Origin of the sequence: Tritonibacter mobilis (genome assembly GCF_001681715.1) — a bacterium.
Taxonomy (GTDB): Bacteria; Pseudomonadota; Alphaproteobacteria; order Rhodobacterales; family Rhodobacteraceae; genus Epibacterium; species Epibacterium mobile.
The window spans coordinates 224092-247298 of the sequence record NZ_LNWY01000001.1 but is presented as its reverse complement, the minus strand read 5'-3'; the positions used below and the strand labels follow the sequence as shown (position 1 = coordinate 247298).

Sequence of the window (23207 nt, the reverse complement as noted above, 5' to 3'; positions counted from 1 at the left end):
TGTCCTGTCCTCTTATCCAATGCCCGGTCTATCGGGCTGTGGTCGAGGCAAGAGCTAGAGGGGATTCTTGTGATTTGAGTGACACATTATTAGTCTAGGTTATGGCTTCGAAAACCTTATGAGGCCCTTATGAAACGCCCCACCTCTTCGCAGATCAGAGCCTTCAACGAAGTGGCCGCGACTGGCAGTTTCTCTGCTGCGGCGCGGGCTTTGGGTCTGTCGCAACCGGCGATCACCTCACAGATCAAGGCGCTGGAAGAGGGGTTTTCCGTCCGGTTGTTTGAACGCACCGCCAGCGGTTCTGAGCTGACCACACTGGGCCATCGCCTGTTTCAGCGCACCGCCGCACAGCGCGAGGTGGAACGCGACGCCGCCGAAATATTGTTGACAGCGCGCGCGCTAGAGGTGGGAGAGCTGTCGATTGCCGCAGGCGCGCCGGGTCCGGCGATGGAACAGGTCGCCCGGTTCCGCCAGCGCTATCCGGGGATCAAGATCGACATCTCCTTTGGCAATTGGCAGGAGGTTGTGACCGCCATTCGCGAGCGCCGCGCCGACCTTGGCATTCTGACCGCCGCACCCTCCGGGTCGGAAATGTTTCGCACGCCATTGCTCTATCAGTCATTGGTGGCGCTGGTGCCGCAGGCGCATCCTTTTGCCAAACGCGCCAGCCTGCGACTGGCGGATCTCTCTGGGCAGGCATTGTTGTTTCGCAGCGGTCGCTCGCAGACGCAACGCGAACTCAACGCCGCACTCAAAGCACGAGGTCTCAGCCTGACGCCGCTGTTCTGGCTGGAATCGCGCGAGGCAGTGTTCGAGGCCGCAGCGCAGGGCGTCGGCATCGGTTTTATGTTCAACGCGGCCTCTCTGCGCGAAGGCGGCATTGTCAGAGTGCCGATCCTTGATATCCCGGAGACGTTTCCCGAGCATCTCTTTTGCCTGCGCACAAAGATGGACACACCCACGGTCAGTGCGTTTTTGGAAACCGCAGGTCGTGCCGGGACGTCAACGGAGGCCTGAACGCGCTAGCGGGCAGAGGGATCAGGTTTCCGGCGGCGGCGTGGCGGCAGGCGCGCCCATATGCATGGCATGCTCCGGGCCGCCATACCCTGCGATCATCGCGTCTTGATCGGCAAAGGCCAGATCGTTCATCGCTGCCGGGTCGCAGATCATATTGAGCGCCTCATAAAGATCCGCAAGCACGTCGGCGCATTCGGGATCTGCGGCGCGATTGGTTGTCTCCTCCGGGTCGCTGTCCAGATCAAAGAGTTCCGGCGCAAAATCATGGTAGTGGATCAGCTTCCAGCGCCCTTTGCGCACCATATAAGCGCCGGAAACGGCACCGACCGCATGATATTCGGAGAAAATCACCCGCTCAGGGTCGGCGGCACGAGTGGCAATGTCATAAAGGCTCTCCCCCGGTCGCTCCCCCTCAAGACTTGCGCCGAAGTGATCGATGATGGTTTGCGACACATCCAGCAGGCTTACGGGGGTGGTGCAGGTGGATGCGGGGATGTCCGGGCCGGCAAGGATCATCGGCACCGCCACGGATTCCTCATACATGTTTGATTTGCCCCACAAACCGCGCGCCCCCACATTGTCGCCGTGGTCCGAGGTATAGAGAATTGTGGTCTCGTCCAGCTGGCCGTTGGCCTCCAGCGCGGCCATCAGCCGACCGATGTTGTCGTCAAGAAAGCTACAGAGCGCAAAGTAACAGGCTGCTGCCAGCTTGCGTTCAGCATGATCGGTGAAACCATCATCTCCGAGCAGCGCATAGTTTTGCTTTGCGACCCATGGGTGATTTTTGAACCCGTCCATCGTGTGCAGTTTGAACGGCGGCAGGCTGTCCAGCGGATAGAGGTCCAGATATTCCTGCGGGACGATCAGTGGGAAATGCGGGGCTACCAACCCCACATAAAGACACCATGGATTTTCGTCTGTGGCGGCCTCCTTGAGCCACGCTTCGGTGCGCGCGATCACCGCCTGATCGTAGCGGGTGTAAGTGCTGTCGCCGGGGCCGATATAGGGGCCAAGCATCCGGCCTTCCTTGCGCACCCGTTCGTCTTCGCGCCGGATCGAACCCCAGACCATCCCCACGCCGTTGGCGACCTGCATCGGGATGTGCTCAACGTCAAACCCGGCTGGATCTTCTTCGCTGCGATAATGCAGCTTGCCAATGCTCTCGACGCGGATGCCCTTGTCCTGCAACGCATGTCCCCATCCGCGCGGCTTGCCCGTGTAGGGCATCGCATTGTCCCAAAGACGAATGTCATGCACGTAGCGCCCCGACGCAAAGGCAGCACGGGCGGGGACGCAAATCGGTGACGGGGTGTAGGCGTTACTAAAGCGGATGCCGCGCGCGGCCAAACGGTCCAGATTGGGCGTCTTGACCAGCGGATGACCGGCGCATGACAGCGCACGGGCCTGATGCTCATCCGACATGATAACAAGGAGGTTTTTTGATCGCGTCATGGTGTGTGTCCGGTCGGAAAGTCAGTGATCTCGGCGGCCGCGCCGAGCTTGGTCAGTGCAGTGCGGATCATCGCCCGCTCCTCAGAAGAGAGCGCTTGCATCAAAAAGGCCTGACGGGCGTCCAGATCCGGCCGCAGGGTATCCAGCGCCACCTGCCCGTCGGGGGTCAGAGACAGGCGGAACTGGCGTTTGTCTGTGGGGTGGTCCGAAATCTCGACCAAACCGCGTGCCTGCAACTGGTTGACGGTTTTGGAGAACTGGCTTTTGTCAAAGCCCAGCACCTTGCGGATCGCGGTAGAGCCATCCGCAGCCTCCATGCCAATCACCCGGATGATGCGCCAATGGGGCAGGGTCAGATCACCATGCCGCGCAATCACCGCGCGCGCCTGCGCGGCGAGCTTCAGGCTCAACTGATGGATCATGAAGCTCAAAGGGAGCGCCGTCTCAATCCGGCTGGCCGCATCTTCGTTGTCGGTGAAATCACCCTGCATCTCATGGTCTCCTTTGTTTCAAAATTTGCCCATGATGGTGGAGTTGTCAACCTAATCGTTGACAGGTCCACCACTTTGAGTCAGCCTGACTGCAAGAGGGAGGATACCATGAACATTTTTCTTAAGCCGCTTCTGGCGGCCTCAGTGCTGATCTCATCAACAAGTGTCGGACAGGCCGAAGACTGGGCACCACCCGGTCCGATCACCATGTATGTCGGCTTTGCCGCCGGTGGGGGCGCTGACACGCAGGCACGGCTGATCGCGCAAGGAATCGAAGAAAAATATGGCTGGACCATCATTCCTCAGCAATTGCCGGGCAATTCCGGGCTGACATTGGCAACGGAGCTGGTCAAGGCGCCCGCAGATGGCACGGCCTTTGGTATGGTGGTATCCGAGACGCTGACCTACTCGGCGCAGGCCGTTGGGGATCCAGCCTTGCAACTGGATAAATTTACAGCGCTCGCAACCACCGCAGAGTTTCAGTCCGGCCTCGTCGCCATGGCAGGTGGTGCGTTCGATAGCTGGGACAAGGTCAAAGCCACCGCAGAGGCCGGCACGCCGATCCGCTTTGCCACTGCCTCCGACCGGCAGGCCGATATGGCGTGGCATCTAGGCCAAAAGACCGGCATTGATTTTAATATCGTCGAGGTGCGCGGCGGTGCGGGTGTCATGGACGGGCTGCGCGGCGGTGATGTGGACATTGGCTGGGTCGCAGGTGCGCAGTCAAAATCGGTGCGGCAAGGCGAGATGACCAATATCGCGCGCGGCATCAAGGCCCCGTTGGCGGATACCCCCGATGCACCCGCTATCACCGATCTCGGCAGCGACTTCTATCTCGACGGCTACTTTATGTTCATCGCGCCGGGCGGTCTTGATCCCGTAGCACGTGAGGCGCTGGGCAATGCGATCCGCGCCGTCGCCGAAGACAGCGCAACCGAGGCAAATGCGCTGCTGACAAAGGGCTTTGGCGGTCCCTCAATCCGGACGGGTGAGGATCTGGATGCCTATATGGCAGAGGCCAATGCCGCCGCCGCGGCGCTGATCAAAGCGGTGTCCGAGTAACTCGGCAACCGGGGGCGCGCCTGTGCGACGTTTGACTTTCACACATGGTTTGGGACTGGCGGTGATCACGCTGGCGGTCCTCGCGCTGGTGTTTTGGGTGCCGCAGGACACGGTCTCGGGCTATCTGGTGTCAAAACGGGGCCGGGTCTCGATCGGGGATGCCATGGCACCGGGCTTGTCCCTTGGCCTGATGGCGTTCTCTGGTGGGCTGATCTTGCTAGAAGCCCGCAAGCGCGAGGCTGATATTCACCCCAATGGGCGCAGTCTCGGGTTTCTTCTCGTAATTTTGGTGATCTGCCTGATGGCGTTTGGGGCGATGATCTGGACCGGGCCGCTTGCGGTGGCCTTGTTCGGGGTGGACGACAGCTATCGCAACCTGCGCGATACCGCCCCGTGGAAATATTTCGGTTTCATTCTGGGCGGTGTGGGCCTCGTGGCGGCGCTGATCTCTTTGGTTGAACATCGTGTGACGCTGCGGGCCGCGCTGTTGGGCGTGGCAGGGGTTGGCGCGCTGATCGGTGTCTTTGATCTCGCCTTTGATGATCTCCTCTTGCCGCCAAATGGTGACCAATGACTGAGATGCTGCATTACGTCTGGCTGGGAATCCTGTCGGTTTTTCAGGGGCCTGCGATACTGGAAATTGCTGGTGTCGGCCTGCCGGTTGCGCTCGTCATGCTTGTGGCAGGGCTGATCACCGGTATTGCCGTGGGGGCAACGCCGGGATTGGCGGGGCCGATGGCCATGGCAATTTCGCTGCCGCTCTTGATCTCGGCCTTTGGGTTTACGCCCGATGCTTTGCTGCCGGTTTTTGGATTTTTGATCGGTATTATGAAAGGCGCAACATTGGGCGGTGCGGTGCCTGCTATCTTGTTCAATCTGCCCGGAACTCCAGATGCGATGATGACCACGCTTGACGGGTTTCCGATGGCGCAACGGGGCCAACCGCGCCGCGCCCTGCGCATTGCACAGCTGTCCTCGGTGGCGGGAGATACGTTTTCCGATCTTGTGCTTTTCATCTGTGCGCCGTTTCTGGCGGTGGTGGTCGAAGCCTATCTTGACCTGCCGGAAAAGACCGCGCTGCTGATCCTGTCGATCTCCTTCGTGGCAGCAGTTATGGGGCGGTCAGTGGGCAAAGGGCTGCTCTCGGTCAGTCTTGGCCTGCTGGTGGCCTACATCGCCACGGGCAATGATTTGTCGCCGCGCCTGACGCTGGGCTTTGATGTTTTACAAAGCGGTATCCCGTTGATCGCGGCCGTGCTTGGCGTGCTGATCGTCGGAGAGATATTTGCAACGCTAGAGCGGCTTTGGCTTGATAATCATGCGCTTGACGTGATTCCGGTGGAGAAGCGCTCGACACAGGACGGGCTGCAGCCGGGGGATATTCGCCGAATTTCACCCTATGTGGGGCGGGGGGCTGTCATCGGTGCGCTGATTGGCGCTTTACCGGGGGTCGGCTCCACTTTGGCGGCGACACTCTCTTATACGATGGCGGCGCGGCGCATCAAACGTCACCCGCAGGCGCAACCTTTGGGAACCGGCGCACCCGAGGGGATCGCCGCGACCGAAGCTGCGAATTCCGCTGTTTCCGGTGCCAATCTCATTCCGGTTCTGTCGCTTGGCATTCCGGGCAATGCGGCCGCGGTTTTCTTGATCCTCGCCGCTGACAGCATTGGTGGCTTTAATCCGGGGCCGGGTGTTTTCAGCATGCCAGACGGGGCACTGAACCCGCAACTCGTCACGGTGTTTGGCATCTTTACCCTGATGTCGTTGGGCAACGTCCTGAACTGGACCGTGGGGGGTGGAGTAATGCGGGCGATGGGCGGGCTGGCAAAGATCCCTGCGACGCGGCTATTGCCCGTTGTTCTGCTGGTCTCACTGACCGCGATTTATGTGCAAGAGACCTCGATGTTTGCCATCTGGTCCACATTGGCCTTTGGCGTGCTGGGCTGGGCCATGCGTAAGCTCGCAGTGCCGGTTTTACCGTTTGTCATTGCCTTTATCCTCGCCGGTCCCATTGAGCGCAGCGCCCGAGAGGCCTTTGCCGCATCCGGGGCGGACCCTTGGTTTTTGTTTTCCAGCCCGACCTCGGTGATCCTGCTGCTGCTGGCACTGGCCGCGCTGATGTTCCTCGGGCGTGAGAGGTAGGCCCTCTATAGCTGTGCTCCTTGGGAGGTAAGCGCGGTGTTTATGAAAATTCTAAACGTGTTTTTAAAGAATGCAGACTAGAGATTCCGTGATGTCACCGCACCGGCTTAGCAGGCGGTTGAATGAGAAAGGGCAATACGGAAATGAAGTTCATCCACCTGATACCGGACAGCAACCATCTGGTCAGCTTGGCAAAAAACCTAGCCGATATCAAAAGCGATGACGCTCATGAAATCGTAGTGCTGCCATCCAACTCTCATCAGAAATCCTTTGTGGTGAAGGCGCAGGACATTTGGCCTTCGACGGCGACCTTCACGGGAAATCTGGCCTTTGCGCCAGAAGACATCGTGATCGTTCACAGCCTGTTCCTGCAGCATTCCTTCGAGATTTCAAAGCAGCTGATCCAGCGTCGCGCCCATGTTGTCTGGTGCATGTGGGGCGGCGATCTTCATATGGTCGCTCAGGCGCCAGCGGGCTTTGACTTCCTGAATGGTTTTTCCTGTGCAATTTCGTTTTGCGGTGAACTGGTGCGCTATCCGCAGATTACCCTGCCAGAGATCCCCGGCTCCTGTCACAAGGTGGATGCGTCAACCCAATCCAGTGATCTCGACAAGGAAAAGCTGATCATTCTCGGAAATTCCGGCGATCCGTCCAACGACCACCTTTATATGCTTGAGCTTGCAAGCCGCTTCAAAGACCACCGCTACCACATCCCATTCGCTTACAATGGGACACCGGACTATCGGGCCCGCCTGATTGACAAAGCCCGTGACCTAGGTGTGTGGGAAAAGACGACGCTACAAGAAGGTATGCTGCCGCTGGAAGAGTACAACAGCATCATCGCCCGTGCAGAGCTATATTTTGCAGCGCACAACCGCCAACAGGCGCTGGGGTCTCTGGCCAGTGCTTATCTGAACAACACCCGTGTCTTTATGCGGCGGGTGATCACGACCCCAAGCGGTCAGACGATGGCCAATCCTGGCTATTTGCAGATGATGAACTTTGGCTACCCGGACGTGGAAGACATCTGCAGCCTGGAGAACGAAGACTTCCGTCAAGCGGTCGAGCTGAGCCCCTTTGTGCAAAACCAAGTGACGGATGTGCACATGCAGTCGACAGAGAACCGCGCGGCGGTGTTTCAGCGCGTGAAACACATTTGCTACGGTCGCGCGGCGCAATCCTGAGCTGCCTTCAGCCATTTTTAACTAAGCTTCTTCACAGTTGGAACAGCACCATCGCGCCAAAACCTGCGCACGTGCCGAGTTCCTCTAGAATGTGAGAACCCCGAGATGACCCAGAAACCGATCCGCACCGATGCTGACCTTGCCATAAACGGTGCGCCCCCAGCACTGGATTTCCCCGTGCACGTCGGGCGCCCGAATGTAGCGGATCGCGACAAATTCATGTGGCTTGTTGACGATATTCTCGACCGCAACTGGCTGACCAATAACGGGCCGATGGTCTGCGAGTTGGAGCGTCGGATCGCGGATTATCTTGGCGTAAAACACTGCGTTGCTATGTGTAATGGCACCATCGCGCTGGAAATCGCCATTCGCGCCGTTGGTATGTCGGGCGAGGTGATCGTGCCATCTTATACGTTCATCGCGACCGCGCATGCGGTGTCATGGCAAGGATTGCGTCCCGTTTTTGTCGATGTCAGCGCCCAAGATCACTGTATTGATCCCGAAGCCGTGCGCCGGGCCATCACCCCCCGCACGACAGGGATTGTTGGCACGCATCTGTGGGGCGGGACATGCGACGTAGAGGCGTTGCGGGACATCGCAAGGGAGAATAACCTCAAACTGGTGTTTGATGCGGCCCATGCCTTTGGATGTTCACACAATGGGCAACGCGTCGGGGGCTTTGGCGATGCCGAAGTCTTCAGCTTCCACGCCACCAAGTTCTTCAATAGCATTGAAGGTGGTGCTGTCACGACAAATGATGATGCCTTGGCAGAGCAGATGCGACTGATGCGCAACTTTGGGTTCTCGGGGCCAGATACCGTGAGCCACCCCGGCACCAACGGCAAAATGACTGAAATCAATGCCGCGATGGGGCTTGCCAATCTGGACGCGATCAGCAGCGTTATGGACGTGAATAAAGCCCGTCACGCTGCCTACGCAGCAGCATTAGACGGTATTCCTGGCCTTCATTTGATGCCGGTAAAGGCCGAGGAGGAACGCAACCACCAATATGTCGTGCTCGAAGTGGATGCGGCCTTTCCGTACTCTCGTGATGAGCTTCTGGAGACACTGACGGCTGAGAATATCCTGGCGCGAAAATACTTCTGGCCCGGATGTCACCGGATGGAACCTTACCGCTCCTTGCAGCCCAACGCAGGCCGGAAACTCCCGGTCACAGAGGAACTGGCGGAACGGATCGTCGTACTGCCGACAGGCCCCAACCTGCCAGAAGAAGCGATCAACGTGGTCGGTGATGTCTGTCAATTGCTGTCCCGCCGCGCTGCAGGGACGGCTTTGAGCGACAATAAGCTGCGATTGCGGAACGTTTCGTAACCGCAACCGGTGGTACCAAAGCAATGGTTGGGTGGCCCAAGCGCACCGCACTCGATAATAAAACCGTGGCGATACACCTTAAAAATGCCGCGCTGGTTTAGATTGGCAGGATGAAGTGCTGTGACAAAGACCAACCCATTTAACCCCGGATACTACTCTTCCAGTGAACTCCAAGGGATGGGGTTCAAATATGTTGGTCAGGATGTGCAGATCGCCAAGAACTGCACGATCCTTGGTTTGGAAAACATCTCTATTGGCGACAACGTGCGCATAGATGGGGGGAGCACTCTGGCTTGCGCAACCGGCGATCTCATCATCGGCAGTTACATCCACATCGGAGGATACTGCCACCTTACGTGCTCCGGCGGGATCAGGTTGGGCGACTTCAGCGGGTTGTCTCAGGGCGTGCGCATCTATTCTGTGAGTGACGACTACTCCGGAGACTGCCTCACCAACCCAACGGTTCCACGTGCATTCCTGAATGTCACAACAGCAGCTGTCGACATCGGCAAACATGTTATCATCGGCTCAGGAAGCGTCGTGCTGCCCGGTGCATCGATCGGCGACGGCGCATCCGTTGGCGCGCTGTCTTTGGTCAACAAGCCCTTGGAATCTTGGGGAGTTTATTGCGGTGCACCTGCACGCAGGTTGAAAACACGTAGCAAGGCCTTGCTGCAACAGGAAGCAGAGCTACTGGAAACAAGAGGGCGCGCACTGCCGGTTTTGTAGAGACCGCCGAGCTTTTCGCCATTTAAAAAACGGAAGACCAAAATAGCCCCCCCAAGGTCGAGGGTGGGACGCAACTTCTGACGCCTTCCGCCCGGTGCCCTGAACACATCACCTTCGCAAAATGTTATGCGCCGCATTTCCTGCGGGCACTTCTTATGGTTGCGCAGGAAACCGCTCTGACTGGCCAGATCCGCCTAGGCAGGTGCAAGAGATCTGATTGAAAAACGCGAGGAGAAAACTAATTTACTCCACGGTTCCGCAAACATGATGGGTAATTTACAGAATTTTTGCTGATACGTGCCTAAAGCGCGCAATGACCGACCGCCGCGTTTACAGTGTGAGCAAAATTCCTTCTGGCGTGCAACGCGGAGGGAATCACGCAACGCTGGGAGGAGTTGAGGTGGCAAACGCAGGGCTAACACATGTGTCTGCGCCGTGGGTGGTTCAGCCCACAGGCCGCAATGCCACTGCTGTTTCTCTTTCTGGCCAACGAGATGGGGTTGGAACCGGATCAACACAGGGAGGCGAGCGTCTGCGGGCGCATGCAGGTGTTGGGTCGGTTTCGCGGCGGATCACAGCGCGCGAAAGCTCGCGCGCAGACATTCATCCCGCCGCCAACCACCTGCTGAACAAGATAAAAGTGGAGGAAGCACCATGAGTGCAAACGAAGATAGTAACGCATATTGGTCCGCCAATGTGCGGCTCATTCTGATCAGTCTGGTTATCTGGGCACTGGTCTCATTTGGGTTCGGGATCATCCTGCGCCCCTTGCTCTCCGGCATTTCTGTCGGCGGCACCGATCTTGGGTTCTGGTTCGCCCAACAAGGCTCGATCCTCGTTTTTCTGGCGCTGATCTTCTTTTACGCCTGGCGCATGAACCAACTCGATAAAGAACACGGCGTGGACGAGGAGTAATCAGCATGGATCAGTTTACCCTCAACCTTCTCTTTGTGGGCGCGTCCTTTGCGCTCTACATCGGGATCGCGATCTGGGCACGGGCCGGATCAACCTCGGAATTCTATGCCGCTGGGCGCGGCGTCCACCCGGTCACCAACGGTATGGCGACCGCAGCGGACTGGATGTCGGCGGCCTCCTTTATCTCCATGGCGGGTCTGATTGCCTTTACCGGCTATGACAACTCTTCCTTCCTGATGGGCTGGACCGGGGGTTACGTGCTGCTGGCGCTGCTGCTTGCGCCTTACCTGCGCAAGTTCGGCAAATTCACCGTCTCTGAATTCATCGGCGACCGTTTCTACAGCCCGACCGCGCGTCTGGTGGCTGTGATCTGTCTGCTGGTGGCCTCAATCACCTATGTGATCGGACAGATGCAGGGTGTGGGCATCGCCTTTGGGCGTTTCCTTGAAATCGACGCCTTCTGGGGTCTGTTGATCGGTGCCTGTGTGGTCTTTGCCTATGCGGTGTTTGGCGGCATGAAGGGCGTGACCTACACGCAGGTTGCGCAATACTGCGTGTTGATTACCGCCTACACGATCCCGGCGGTGTTTATTTCGCTGCAACTCACAGGAAACCCGATCCCGGCTTTGGGTCTGTTTGGCTCCACCGAGAGTGGCGAGCCGCTGCTGGCAAAGCTCAACCAGATCGTCACCGACCTTGGCTTTGCGGAATATACCGCTGCGCATGGCTCCACCATCAACATGGTGCTCTTCACCTTGTCTCTGATGATCGGTACCGCAGGTCTGCCGCACGTCATCATGCGCTTCTTTACGGTGCCGCGTGTGTCTGATGCGCGCTGGTCGGCGGGTTGGACCCTTGTGTTCATTGCGCTTTTGTATCTGACAGCTCCGGCTGTGGGGGCGATGGCGCGTCTCAATATCTCTGACCTGATGTGGCCCAACGGCACAAATGCCGAGGCGGTCAGCGTTGAACAGATCGAAACCGATCCGGAATACGCGTGGATGGCCACTTGGCAGAAAACCGGCCTTTTGGGTTGGGAAGACAAGAACGGCGACGGGCGCATTCAATATTATAATGACGCCAATGCCGATCTGCAAGCCAAAGCCGAAGCCAACGGTTGGAAAGGCAACGAGCTGACCAACTTCAACCGCGACATCCTTGTGCTTGCAAACCCCGAGATTGCATCGCTTCCGGGTTGGGTCATCGGTCTGGTTGCGGCAGGTGGTCTCGCAGCCGCGCTCTCGACCGCAGCGGGTCTCTTGCTGGCGATTTCGTCAGCCGTGAGCCACGACCTCCTCAAAGGTCAGCTGACCCCGAACATGTCGGAAAAATCCGAGCTTCTGGCAGCGCGGATCTCCATGGCAGCAGCAATTGTGGTGGCGGTGCTTCTGGGCCTCAACCCGCCGGGTTTTGCGGCGCAGACGGTGGCGCTGGCCTTTGGTCTGGCGGCGGCCTCGATCTTCCCGGCGCTGATGATGGGCATCTTCTCGACGCGCATCAACAACAGCGGTGCGGTTGCGGGCATGCTGGCAGGTCTGGTTGTGACCTTGCTCTATATCTTCCTGCATAAGGGCTGGTTCTTCATCCCGGACACCAATTCGTTCACGGATGCCGACCCGCTGCTCGGCCCGGTCAAGTCCACCTCCTTCGGTGCGATTGGCGCTCTGGTCAACTTTGCCGTGGCTTATGTGGTCACCAATATGACCAAAGAGACCCCGCAGCACATCAAGGACCTTGTTGAGAGCGTGCGTGTGCCGCGCGGTGCAGGTCAGGCGGTCGACGGTCACTAAGACCCATAGGCAACGCCCCCGCGGCGTTGTCTTATGTTTACACAATGTCCTGTCCACGCCATCGTGGGCAGGGCATCTTTCAAAGGCTTGAGACATGCCCCTCCCGGTGGCCCTGACCCAATTCCTTGCCTCTGTGCACCCCTATGACAGCCTGCCGGATACGGTGCTAACGACGCTCGCGCAGCGGTGCGCGCTTCAGACTGTCGACGCAGGTGCAACGATCTTTTCGCTCGGGGAGGAGGTCGCATATCTTTACATCATCGTCACCGGCGAGGTTGAAATCACCGATGAGACCGGGGTTCAGCTCTCGATCCTTGGGCCGCGCAATTCCTTCGGGGAACGCGCGCTGTTGCGCGGCGAGACCGCCAGCCGCACGGCAACTGTAAACGCCCCAAGCCAGATCATCGCGCTACCTTCTGCCGCCTTTTTTGAGCTGATCAATCAACAGGCATCGGTCGCCCGTTTCTTTGACCGCCGCCGCCCGCCACCGCCCAACGGGTCCGGCCTTGCCACAATAACGGTCGCGCAGCTCATGAGCCGCGATCCGGTCACGTGCGCGCCGGAGACTTCCATTCGCACCGCCGCTGAGCAGATGTATCACCATCATATCTCGTCGATTTGCGTCTGTGACCAAAACGGGTTTCACGGCATCGTCACCTTGCGCGATATGAACAGCAAGGTGGTCGTTGGCGGCGCCGATCCCCTCGCGCTCATTGCCACCATCATGACGCAGGATGTGCTGACCTTGGCACCAGAGGCGCTGGTCACGGATGTGTTGCACCTGATGGTGGAGCGCAACATCCACCATGTCCCGATTGTGGATGGGGCAGGGCTGTTGGGGATCGTCACCCAGACCGATCTGACCCGCGCGCAGGCGATGTCCTCTGCCGATCTGGTTGGTCGCGTCGCACAGGCTGCCGACGCCGAAGAGATGGCCCGCGCCACCTCCCAGATCCCGCAGGTGTTGTTGCAACTTGTCGAGGCCGGAAACCGGCACGAGGTCATCACCCGCCTGATCACCGACATTGCCGACACGGCGACCCGGCGTTTGCTGGCGCTGGCAGAGGCCCGGTTCGGCCCGCCCCCCGTGCCCTATCTGTGGCTCGCCTGCGGCTCTCAGGGGCGACAGGAGCAGACGGGCGTCTCAGATCAGGACAACTGCCTGATCCTGTCTGACGCGGTCACAGAGGCGCAGATGCCTTATTTTGCAAAGCTTGCGCAGTTTGTTTGCGACGGGCTGAATGCCTGTGGGTATTGTTATTGTCCGGGCGACATGATGGCGACCAATCCGCGCTGGTGTCAGCCGCTGCGGGTCTGGCGTGAATATTTCCAGACATGGATTGCCAAACCCGACCCTGAGGCCCAGATGCTGGCTTCGGTGATGTTTGATTTGCGCCCCATCGGCGGTGACAGCAGCCTGTTTGAAACCCTGCAGAGCGATACATTGCAGGCCGCCTCCAAGAACTCGATCTTTACGGCGCATATGATTTCAAATTCGCTGAAACACCAGCCGCCACTCGGGCTTTTGCGCGGGCTTGCGACGATCCGCTCCGGCGATCACCGCAATCAGCTGGACCTCAAACACAATGGCGTTGTGCCCGTTGTCGATCTGGGGCGCATTTATACGCTGCAAGGGCGCCTGCGCCCGGTGAACACCCGCGCCCGTCTTGAGGCGGCGATAAAAACCGGGCTTTTGTCGGCCTCTGGCGGCGCTGATCTGTTGGACGCCTATGACCTCATCGCCTCGACGCGATTGGAGTTACAGACCAATCAGATCAAGGCCGGACACGCGCCGGAAAACTATCTCGACCCGTCCAACCTGTCCGATTTCGAACGCAGCCACCTGCGCAATGCCTTCGTGGTGGTGAAAACCATGCAATCGGCGGTGGGATCGGGCACAGGAACTTTAGGATGACACCATGTTCGTAGAATTGATCGCAACCATCGTGGCGGGCATTGCCTGCGCCGGCCTCGTGATGCTGTTGAACATCTCGACTGGCCGCCGCCTGCCAAAATGGATGATGCCCGTGGCTGCAGGTCTGGGCATGATCGGCATGACGATTTCCAACGAGTACACATGGTATGCGCGCACCGCCGAGCGCCTGCCAGAGGGGCTTGAGGTCGCGATGACCGTCGACGAACAGGGCTGGCTGCGCCCGTGGACACAGCTTTGGCCCTATACCAAGCGGTTTGTGGCGCTGGACGTTGCCACCGCGCGCGCGCATCAGGATTTGCCCGACCAAAAGCTGGCGGATCTTTATTTCTTTGGGCGCTGGTCCCCGGTCAATCAGGCACCGATGCTCTTTGACTGTGCAGGCGGGCGCGCGGCGCTTTTGATCGATGGCGCGGATTTTGCCGCTGATGGCACCGTGTCGAACGCGGATTGGCAGGCGATGGGGGCCGACGATCCGATCCTAGCACTGGCTTGCAAGGGGTAAGAACGATGGCAAAGCGTCTGTCCCTACGCCTGCGCATCTTCTTGTTCTTCTGTCTCTTGGCAGTGGGCGCGGTGGTGTTGGCGGTGGCGGCAATGGCCTTTGTCTGGGCGCGTGCGGATCAGGGGGTCAGCCTCTCCCAACTGATCACCGCCTGCGTCATTTTTTCCTTTCTGAACACAGGGTTGATCCTCGGGATCTGGCTCTTGTTCGACGAACATGTCGCCCGCCCGATTGAGACGCTTTCCACCAATCTGCGCCTGCGCGCGCATTCCGGTGTTGATGCGGGTCTCAGCATGCAGGCGGCGCAATATCTCGGTGATCTGGCACCCGCCGCCCAGGCCCTGTCCAAGGCCAGCCAGCCACCGGCCGAGAGCACAGAGCACACCCGCCGCCTGATCAAGGAACGAGAGCGCCTGACCGCCCTGCTGAGCGAAATCCCGATTGGCACCATCCTCGTAAACGCTGCCAGAGAGATCGTGCTTTATGATGCGCAGGCCGCCGCCATTTTGGCCACCATCGCGCCCCCGCGTCTTGGGGCACCGCTTGCGGATTATTTCGACCTGACCGCGCTGTCGCAATTGCGCGCCAGTGGCACATCTTTGAACGGGGCTTTCCAACTGTCTGACATTGGCCACCACCGCACCTTCAATACCCGCATAAAAGCGCTGGGCGAGGAAGGTGATATTATCTTTATCGACTATGACACCTCGCTCCTGAATGAGGGCGAGACCCGCCCATTGGTCTTTGATTTCGACCTTCTGGAGCGCGAGATGACCGCTCACGCCAAAGAGACAAAACTGTCTGATCTGTGTTTCGTCGTCTTTGACACGGAAACCACGGGGCTTTCGGTGGAAACCGACGCCATTGTTCAAGTTGCGGCCCAGCGGGTGATGAACGGGCGTCTGGTCGAGGGCGAGGTGTTCGACGCCTACGTCAATCCGGGCCGGGCAATTCCGCCAGCCTCCACCAAAATTCACGGGGTGCGCGACGCGGATGTTGCGGATGCGCCCACCATTGAACAGGTGATCCCGGCCTTTCATCACTTTGCCAAAGACGCGGTTCTTGTGGCGCATAACGCGCCCTTTGATATTGGACTGTTGCGCCAGCAAGAGCGGGCAACGGGGATCAAATGGGACCATCCGGTTCTGGACACGGTGCTGTTGTCGGCGGTGGTGTTTGGCATTTCACAAGAGCACTCTCTGGATGCCCTGTGCCAACGTCTCGCGATTGAGATCCCCGCCCAGCACCGCCACACGGCCCTTGGCGATGCCAAAGCGACAGCCGAGGCATTGGTAAAGCTGCTGCCGCTGTTGCAGGGCAAAGGCATTGAGACCTTCGGCGCGCTGGTGCAGGAAACCCGCAAACATGGCCGGTTGCTGAAGGATATGAACCCAAAGCAGCCCAAGCGCGTGGTGCAGCTGACCTAACGCGATGCATTTCAGCGCCGCCGTCAGGCAGACGGGACACGCTCCAACCCGTGCAATTGCACAAAACGGGTAAAAACACCGGTCAGCTCGCTGCTCAGATCCTTGTTCCAGATCATATGGACTTCGTGTTCGGCGTGGGCTTCTTCGATCTCGATATAGGTCACATCCGCCATAGAGGAGCGCGACAGCGAGTAGGGCACCAGCGAGATGCCCATGCCCTGCGCGATCAACGCCACCACCGTAAACCAGTGCTGCACGCGATAGGGCGTGTAGGGCTCCACATCGGCGGCGCGCAACAGGGCCACGATGCGGTCGTGGTAATGGGCGGCAAATTCGCGGGCGAACACCAGCACCTTTTCCCCCGCCATTTCCGAAATCGAAATCCGGCTGCGTCCGGCCAGCCGGTGACGACGCGGCACGCAGCACACCAGGCGTTCGGTCTCGATCCGGTGCGACACCAGCTCCGGGGGCAGGGGGACGGCGTGGATAAATCCGACATCGGCCTCGCCCTGCTGCAAGGCCTCGATCTGGCGCGTGGTGTTCATCTCATGCAGGTCCAGCCCGGTTGACGGATAAGATTCCTCAAAATTTCGCAGCGTATGGGGCAGGTTTCGAAACAGCATCGACGGCACAAAACTGACCGTAAGCGTCCCCGCCGCCCCCTTGGCCTGCTGCTCGGCCAAGGCGCGCGCTGCGTCCAACTGCCCGAGGATGCGCGCCGCATGTTCGGAAAACACCGCCCCCGCAGCCGTCAGGCGCACGCTGCGGTTGCTGCGGTCCATCAATTGAAAACCAAGCGTCTCTTCCAGTTGCTTGAGACTGGCGCTGAGCGGGGGTTGCGAGATGTTCAACCGCTGCGCCGCCCGGCCAAAGTGAAGCTCCTGACTGAGCACAAGAAAATGCTGAAGCTGCCGGAACGTGACCGCCATGTCTTTACCTATTGATAGCCATATTGGTATTGCAAAATACACAAACGGTATTGGAAAATAAATTACAAATGCCGCAACCCTTTCTCCCAAGCTGACGCAGAGACGCCTTCTGGAGGAGAACGGACCATGAGCGCACAAATCCACAAGAACATCCCCGACAGTGCCGGATTGAACGCCTTTGACGCCGATCGCGCGCTGCAGGACCTCGCATGGCTCTATCTTGAGAAGGCGGATTATACCCGCGCCCTGCCAGAGCTTCAGCGCATGGGCAGCTTGACCCAGCAGCTCGAAGAACTGGCGCTCACCGCCGATAAAAACCCGCCCACGCTTCAGATCCGCGCCCGTAATGGTGCGGATCTGGAACGCATCCACAAACACCCCGCTTATGTGGAGCTGGAGCGCTACGCCTTTGGCGAATTTGGCCTTGCCGCCATGTCGCATCGCGGCGGCGTGTTTGGTGCGCCGGACAAGTTGCCGCCAATGGTGAAATACGCGCTTGTTTACCTCTTTGTGCAGGCGGAGTTCGGTCTTTGCTGCCCGCTGTCGATGACCGACTCGCTGACCCGGACCTTGGTCAAATTCGGCTCTGAGGAGCTGGTGAACACCTATTTCGATCAGCTGACCAGTCAGGATATGGACACGGTTTTTCAGGGGGCGATGTTCATGACCGAACAGGCCGCAGGTTCGGATGTGGGGGCAATTGACACCACCGCCCGACTGGAAGACGGCGAATGGAAACTCTACGGCGACAAGTGGTTCTGCTCCAACCCTGATGCCGCCCTTGGCATGGTGCTGGCCCGCCCCGAAGGCGGCGATGCTGGCACCCGTGGTCTGTCGCTGTTCCTGCTGCCCCGCACACTGCCGGACGGCAGCAAGAACGCCTACCGTATCCTGCGGCTTAAGGAAAAGATGGGCACCAAATCCATGGCCAGCGGTGAAATCACGCTGGAAGGGGCGACCGCCTATCTTGTTGGCGACCCCGGTCAGGGCTTTAAGCAGATGACGGACATGATCAACATGTCGCGGCTCGCCAATGGGGTGCGATCTGCCGGGCTGATGCGCCGCGCCGTCTCCGAGGCATTGTTCATTTCCAAAAACCGCACCGCCTTTGGCAAGCGCCTGATCGACCTGCCGCTGATGCGCCGCCAATTGATGAAAATGCTGGTCACGGCGGAACAGGGCCGCTCAATGGTGTTTCACACCGCCAAAGTGCTGCAAGCCTCTGATGCGGGTGATGCAAAAATGGCCAAAGTTCTGCGCATCCTCACCCCGCTGATTAAATTCCGCACCTGTCGCGATGCGCGCAAGGTTGCAGGTGACGCGATGGAGGTTCGTGGCGGCTGTGGCTATATCGAGGAATGGTCCGACGCCCGCGTGCTGCGCGATGCTCACCTTGGGTCGATCTGGGAAGGCACCAGCAATATCGTCGCCCTTGATGTGGCCCGCGCCACCCGCCGCGAGGGGGCGCTTGATGCCTTGTTCGACTATTGCTCAACCCTGCTGACCGAGGCCGCCTCCAAGGGTCTGATGGTGGGCGATATTTTGGAACGGCTGACCCGTTCGGTTGATTTCCTGAATGCCGTTGCCAACGATGCAGCACGCGAAGGCGAAGTGCGCGCCGCCGCATCTGCGGTTTACAACGCGGTCTCTGCAACCGTGCTGGCATGGGAAGACGCGCAGCTTTCGGACCGCGCAGGCTATGCGGGCGACCGGCTGGCGCTGGCGCGGGCTGTTGTGGCCCATAAACTGACCGCCACAGACCCGCTGAGTGGGACCGAAACCCATGAGGCAGCGGATGCCGCGCTCTTGGATCGTGCCCTCGCCGAAGCGGAGCTTGCAACACCGGTCGCAGCCCAATGAGCGCCGGGATGAACATCGCCCCCGGCGCGCTGTCTGGCTTGCGCGTGATTGATCTGTCGCGCGTCCTTGGCGGACCTTTCGCGGGCCAGATTCTGGGCGACCACGGCGCAGAGGTCATCAAGGTCGAACCCCCCGCAGGGGACGAGACCCGCCACTGGGGGCCTCCGTTTCTGGATGGCACGGCCTCGTATTTTCTGGGCCTCAATCGCAACAAACGCGCCATCGCGCTGGATCTGCGTCAGGACGAAGGCCGGGCGGTTCTGATGCGCCTGTTGGAGGATGCCGATGTGCTGCTGGAGAATTTCAAAACCGGCACCCTAGAGAAATGGGGCATCGGGTTCGAGACCCTCTCGGAGCGCTTTCCCCGGTTGATCCATTGCCGTGTCAGCGGTTTTGGCGCGGATGGTCCAATGGGCGGGATGCCCGGTTATGATGCGATCCTGCAGGCCATGGGCGGCATCATGAGCGTCAACGGCACCGATGACAGTGGCCCCACCCGCGTCGGCCTGCCGGTGGTGGATATGGTAACCGGGATCAATGCGGTTGTGGGCGTCCTCTTGGCGCTGCAAAACCGCCAGCGCACGGGCCGTGGCGATTTTGTCGAGGCCGCCCTTTATGACAGTGCCCTGTCGCTCCTGCATCCACATGCGGCGAACTATGCGCTTTCGGGCAAGCTGCCACAGCGCACCGGCAACGATCACCCCAATATCTCGCCCTATTCGACCTATGCGACAAAAACCCGACCGGTTTACCTCGCCGTGGGCAATGACCGCCAGTTTGCGCGTCTATGCGATCTGATCGGCGCGCCGGGCATCGCGCAGGACGACCGTTTCGCCAGCAACGGTGGCCGGGTGACCAATCGCGCCGCCCTGCGACAAGAGCTGGAGGCCGCGATGGCCGAACTCGACGGGGCAGAGCTTGCGGAAAAACTCATCGCTGCAGGTGTGCCCGCCGGACCGGTGCTCAATGTGGAGGAAGCTCTGGCCCATCCCCATGCCGCCCATCGCGGCATGACCGTGGATATTGACAGCTACCGGGGCCTCGGCGCGCCGGTCAAACCTCAAAGCGCACCACCCAGCTATCGCAGCAAGCCCCCGCAATTTGCCGAACACACCCGTGAAATTCTGTCCGAGGCCGGGTTTTCGGACACCGAGATCCAACAGTTGATCTCAACCGGAATAAGCCCCGAAACGCGTCAAATCTGACGACCGGGGAAATAACAGCAGGACGCAATATGGGAGGAGACCAAAATGCACCTGAAATTGACCACCGCACTGACTGCGGCCGTACTGTCACTTGTAACCGCACTGCCCGCACGGGCGGGCGATGCGGAACTGCCCCGCTCGTTGCTTTGGGCAACATATGACGTCGGATCAAGCGGTTACGTCGAAGCCTCTGCCATCGCCGACGCCTTCGCCAAGGAATACGGCACCCGCGTACGGATCATGCCATCTGGCACCTCGATTGGCCGTCTGCTGCCGTTGAAAACCGGACGCGTGCAATATGGCTGGCTCGCCAATGAGCTCTATTTCGCCACCGAGGCGCTCTATGATTTTGCCGCGCCAGAGTGGGGCCCGCAGGATCTGCGCATCGTGGCCGGGCGCCCGTCGACATTCGGCATGGCAGTGGCCGCCGACAGCGGCATTGCGTCGATTGCCGACATCCGTGGCAAACGCGTTCCCCGCATCAAGGCAAACCCGTCGATCAACATCAAGGTTGAGGCAATGCTGGCCTTTGCTGGCCTCACCTGGGACGATGTCGAAGTGGTCGAGGTGCCCTCTTATGGGGCCGCGCTCAAGGCCGTTGTGGATGGGCAGGCAGATGTTGCAGGCAGCACCCCGACCGCTGCCACACTTTACGAGCTGGAAAGCTCCCCGCGCGGCATCCTCTGGGCCCCACTGCCCAAGGAAAACGCCGAAGGCTGGGATGCGCTCACAAGTGTTGCGGATTTCTTTGCCCCCGCCACCGCGACCAAGGGCGCAGGCATCAGCGAGGATAACCCGGCCAATATCTTTGCCGTGCGCTACCCGATGATCACGGTCTATGCCGACTCTGACGAGGATGAGGTCTATAATTTCATCAAGGCGCTGGATGAGACTTTCGAGATCTACAAAGGGGCCACCGCAGCGACGCCTGCGTGGTCTCTTGCAGAGGCCGGTCGCAGCCCCGCCGATGCGCCCTTCCATCCCGGCGCAATCCGCTACCTGAGGGAAATCGGCGTCTGGATAGACGAGGATCAAGCGTGGAACGACAAGCGTCTGGCGCGCCTGCAAAAGGTCATGTCCACATGGGAAGCCGCCTCTGAGGCCGCATTGGATCAGAACGTCGCGGCCAAGGACTGGCCCGCGTTCTGGGAGGACTATCGGTCTACAGCTCTCAACTGATAGCCCTTCCTTGCGCCGCCCGCACATTCCTCCTCTTTATGTGATGGGCGGCGCCTCTGTTTTGTCGTGAGGTGACGCCATGTCAGCCCAGCCTAAACCCATCCAACCCCGCCTGAGCGGCGCGGCCCGTATCGCCGCTGGCGTCTTGGGCTTCGCGGGACTGGCCGCCATTGTGATCCAGACCTTCAACCTGTCGATTGCAGGTGTGTTTCCGCTGCTCTCCAGCCGGTACTATTACGTGCTGATCGCACTGTTTTTGTCCGCAGCCTTTATCATCCTGCCCGCACGTCCCTCACATCACGACACCCGTGTTCCACTGCTCGATTGGGTGCTCTCAGCGCTGGCTCTGGCGGCGGGCGCGTTTCTGGCGTTTTATGCCGAAGTTATCCTGACCAGCGGTTGGGATGTGGTGGCGCCCCCTCTTGCGGCCACCGTGTCTGGCCTGTTGGTGCTGTTGTCGCTAGAGGCCGTCCGGCGCACGGGCGGTACAATCTTGTTGGTGATCTGCGCGTTCTTTGCGACCTATCCGCTTTTTGCCGAATGGCTGCCCGGCTTTCTCTGGGGGCCGTCGCTTTCGGTTGCGGAAACCGTTGCAGCGCACGCCATGGGTATGGAGAGCATCATCGGCATTCCGCTGCGTGTGGTCGCAGATACGCTGGTGGGCTTTATCATCTTTGGTGCGGTGCTCAATGTGATGGGCGGAGGGCAGTTCTTTATGGATCTGTCGATGGCCTTGATGGGCAAAAGCCGCGGTGGCCCCGCCAAGGTCGCGGTCGTCTCCAGCGGGTTGTTCGGCTCATTGTCGGGATCGGTGATCTCCAATGTTCTGACCACCGGGCGGCTGACGATCCCTGCGATGCAGCGGGCCGGATACCCTGCCAAATATGCCGCCGCAGTAGAGGCCTGCGCCTCTACGGGTGGCACATTGATGCCCCCGGTGATGGGGGCTGTGGCCTTTATTATGGCGTCCTTTCTCGACACGCCTTACACCACGATCATGGTCGCGGCAGTCGTGCCTTCGGTGCTTTATTATATGGCGCTGGTGTTGCAGGTTGATCTTTACGCCGCGCGCAACGGGCTGATCGACGCGCAGGACGCAGACCATGCGCAGCCCAGATTGCTACAGGTGATCGCAAGCGGCTGGCATCACATCCTGTCGCTGGCGGCGCTGGTGTCGATGCTCTTTGTGTTCAGCCCGTCGCGCTCCGCCTATTATGCAACCGCCTTGATGTTGGTTGCGGGGCTGTTGCGTCACCGTCGCCTGCCCAATTTCGGCAACGCGCTGGAACTGCTGGAGGATGTCACCCGCAACATCAGCTATCTGATCGCAACCCTCTGCGGCATCGGTCTGGTGGTCGGGTCTTTGGCGATTACCGGGGTGGGCAGCGCGTTTTCCCGTGAACTCGTGCAATATGGCGGCCAGAGCGTGTTTTTGCTGCTGATCCTCGGCGCGCTTACCAGTTTTGTGCTGGGCATGGGGATGACGGTCTCCGCCTGCTATATCTTTTTGGCGACCGTTCTTGCTCCGGCCTTGGTGGAACTGGGGCTCAACCCCATCGGCGCGCATCTCTTTGTGCTCTATTGGGGGATGCTGTCCTATATCACGCCACCGGTGGCACTGGCCTCGATTGCGGCGGCGCAAATCTCCGGTGCAAAGGGGCTGGCGGCAGGGTTTACCTCCATGCGGCTGGGGGCGGCGCTGTTTATCCTGCCTTTTGTATTTGTGTACGAGCCTGCCTTGCTGCTGCAGGGGGATGTGCTGACGATTGTCCTGTCGGTGGGCAGTGCGGCACTGGCGCTGACGGTTTTGTCCTGCGCGATGGAGGGCTATCTCTATGGGGTTGGACGCATCGACCTGTGGGAGCGGCTCTTTTGCGCGGCGGCGGCGCTGGCGCTTATGGTGCCGGATCGCATGGCGGAACTGGCCGGTCTTGCGCTGCTGCTTGCGACATGCTGCGTTGCCACCCTGCGGATGCGCGCGCGCCATCGCGCGGGGCTTGCCAACAACTGATACCGACCTGCCGCCCGTGCAGGCCCCAATAGGAGATCTCT

The 23207-nt window shown here is 59.7% G+C and carries 19 protein-coding genes; 16 read left to right on the top strand and 3 right to left on the bottom strand.

Features of this window, described 5'->3' with window-relative positions; all coding sequences use genetic code 11:
• Positions 1-129: 129 nt before the first annotated feature.
• Positions 130-1017: a LysR substrate-binding domain-containing protein gene (locus UB90_RS01165; RefSeq protein ID WP_046002555.1), complete on the top strand. Its 888-nt coding sequence runs from the start codon at positions 130-132 to the stop codon at positions 1015-1017.
• Positions 1018-1038: 21 nt separating this feature from the next.
• Here UB90_RS01165 and UB90_RS01160 read toward each other — a convergent pair whose 3' ends face one another.
• Together UB90_RS01160 and UB90_RS01155 are read right to left on the bottom strand one after the other, a co-directional pair.
• Positions 1039-2469, bottom strand: a complete 1431-nt coding sequence (locus UB90_RS01160) for a sulfatase-like hydrolase/transferase (RefSeq protein ID WP_065324663.1) — start codon at positions 2467-2469, stop codon at positions 1039-1041.
• Positions 2466-2960 (bottom strand): MarR family winged helix-turn-helix transcriptional regulator, encoded by a 495-nt coding sequence (locus UB90_RS01155; RefSeq protein ID WP_065324662.1) that lies wholly within the window; start codon positions 2958-2960, stop codon positions 2466-2468. The genes UB90_RS01160 and UB90_RS01155 overlap by 4 nt, the downstream gene beginning before the upstream one ends.
• A gap of 108 nt (positions 2961-3068) precedes the next feature.
• Between UB90_RS01155 and UB90_RS01150 the strand changes: the two genes are divergently transcribed.
• The 11 genes from UB90_RS01150 to UB90_RS01095 all read left to right on the top strand — a co-directional run bounded on the left by UB90_RS01150 (position 3069) and on the right by UB90_RS01095 (position 15982).
• Entirely contained in the window at positions 3069-4022 is a 954-nt protein-coding gene (locus UB90_RS01150; RefSeq protein WP_065324661.1) for a tripartite tricarboxylate transporter substrate-binding protein, read from the top strand.
• A gap of 22 nt (positions 4023-4044) precedes the next feature.
• Positions 4045-4596, top strand: a complete 552-nt coding sequence (locus tag UB90_RS01145; RefSeq protein ID WP_227512041.1) for a hypothetical protein — start codon at positions 4045-4047, stop codon at positions 4594-4596.
• Complete coding sequence (locus UB90_RS01140; protein WP_065324659.1) at positions 4593-6167, top strand: tripartite tricarboxylate transporter permease; 1575 nt, start codon at positions 4593-4595, stop codon at positions 6165-6167. Before UB90_RS01145 ends, UB90_RS01140 begins: the two co-directional genes overlap by 4 nt.
• A 122-nt stretch (positions 6168-6289) precedes the next feature.
• Positions 6290-7351 carry a TDP-N-acetylfucosamine:lipid II N-acetylfucosaminyltransferase family protein gene (locus tag UB90_RS01135; RefSeq protein ID WP_009175812.1) on the top strand — a complete coding sequence of 354 codons (1062 nt, stop codon included), beginning with the start codon at positions 6290-6292 and terminating at the stop codon, positions 7349-7351.
• Positions 7352-7456: 105 nt separating this feature from the next.
• A complete protein-coding gene (locus tag UB90_RS01130) occupies positions 7457-8683 on the top strand; it encodes a DegT/DnrJ/EryC1/StrS family aminotransferase (protein WP_065324658.1) in 1227 nt (408 codons plus the stop codon).
• A 120-nt stretch (positions 8684-8803) separates the two neighbouring features.
• Positions 8804-9412 carry an acyltransferase gene (locus UB90_RS01125; protein ID WP_207517329.1) on the top strand — a complete coding sequence of 203 codons (609 nt, stop codon included), beginning with the start codon at positions 8804-8806 and terminating at the stop codon, positions 9410-9412.
• Positions 9413-10066: 654 nt separating this feature from the next.
• A complete protein-coding gene (locus UB90_RS01115; protein WP_005637070.1) occupies positions 10067-10327 on the top strand; it encodes a DUF4212 domain-containing protein in 261 nt (86 codons plus the stop codon).
• A gap of 5 nt (positions 10328-10332) precedes the next feature.
• On the top strand, positions 10333-12117 hold the full coding sequence (locus UB90_RS01110) for a sodium:solute symporter family protein (protein ID WP_005637067.1): 1785 nt from the start codon (positions 10333-10335) through the stop codon (positions 12115-12117).
• Positions 12118-12211: 94 nt separating this feature from the next.
• Positions 12212-14032, top strand: coding sequence for a DUF294 nucleotidyltransferase-like domain-containing protein (locus tag UB90_RS01105; RefSeq protein ID WP_065324656.1), 1821 nt, complete (start codon positions 12212-12214; stop codon positions 14030-14032).
• A 4-nt stretch (positions 14033-14036) separates the two neighbouring features.
• Positions 14037-14555, top strand: a complete 519-nt coding sequence (locus UB90_RS01100; protein ID WP_005637063.1) for a hypothetical protein — start codon at positions 14037-14039, stop codon at positions 14553-14555.
• Between the two features lie 5 nt (positions 14556-14560).
• Positions 14561-15982 carry a 3'-5' exonuclease gene (locus UB90_RS01095; RefSeq protein ID WP_065324655.1) on the top strand — a complete coding sequence of 474 codons (1422 nt, stop codon included), beginning with the start codon at positions 14561-14563 and terminating at the stop codon, positions 15980-15982.
• A gap of 23 nt (positions 15983-16005) precedes the next feature.
• Here UB90_RS01095 and UB90_RS01090 read toward each other — a convergent pair whose 3' ends face one another.
• Positions 16006-16911 carry a LysR family transcriptional regulator gene (locus tag UB90_RS01090; RefSeq protein WP_065324654.1) on the bottom strand — a complete coding sequence of 302 codons (906 nt, stop codon included), beginning with the start codon at positions 16909-16911 and terminating at the stop codon, positions 16006-16008.
• 126 nt (positions 16912-17037) lie between these two features.
• On the opposite strand from UB90_RS01090, the gene UB90_RS01085 reads away from it, so the two are divergent.
• The 4 genes from UB90_RS01085 (at position 17038) to UB90_RS01070 (ending at position 23166) form a co-directional block, all read left to right on the top strand.
• The gene (locus tag UB90_RS01085) at positions 17038-18771 is read left to right on the top strand and encodes an acyl-CoA dehydrogenase family protein (RefSeq protein WP_065324653.1); all 1734 of its coding nucleotides are present in this window, start codon (positions 17038-17040) and stop codon (positions 18769-18771) included.
• A gap of 8 nt (positions 18772-18779) precedes the next feature.
• A complete protein-coding gene (locus UB90_RS01080) occupies positions 18780-19976 on the top strand; it encodes a CaiB/BaiF CoA transferase family protein (protein WP_227512040.1) in 1197 nt (398 codons plus the stop codon).
• 45 nt (positions 19977-20021) lie between these two features.
• A complete protein-coding gene (locus tag UB90_RS01075; RefSeq protein WP_065324651.1) occupies positions 20022-21155 on the top strand; it encodes a TAXI family TRAP transporter solute-binding subunit in 1134 nt (377 codons plus the stop codon).
• 79 nt (positions 21156-21234) lie between these two features.
• On the top strand, positions 21235-23166 hold the full coding sequence (locus UB90_RS01070; protein WP_065324650.1) for a TRAP transporter permease: 1932 nt from the start codon (positions 21235-21237) through the stop codon (positions 23164-23166).
• Positions 23167-23207 lie beyond the last annotated feature (41 nt).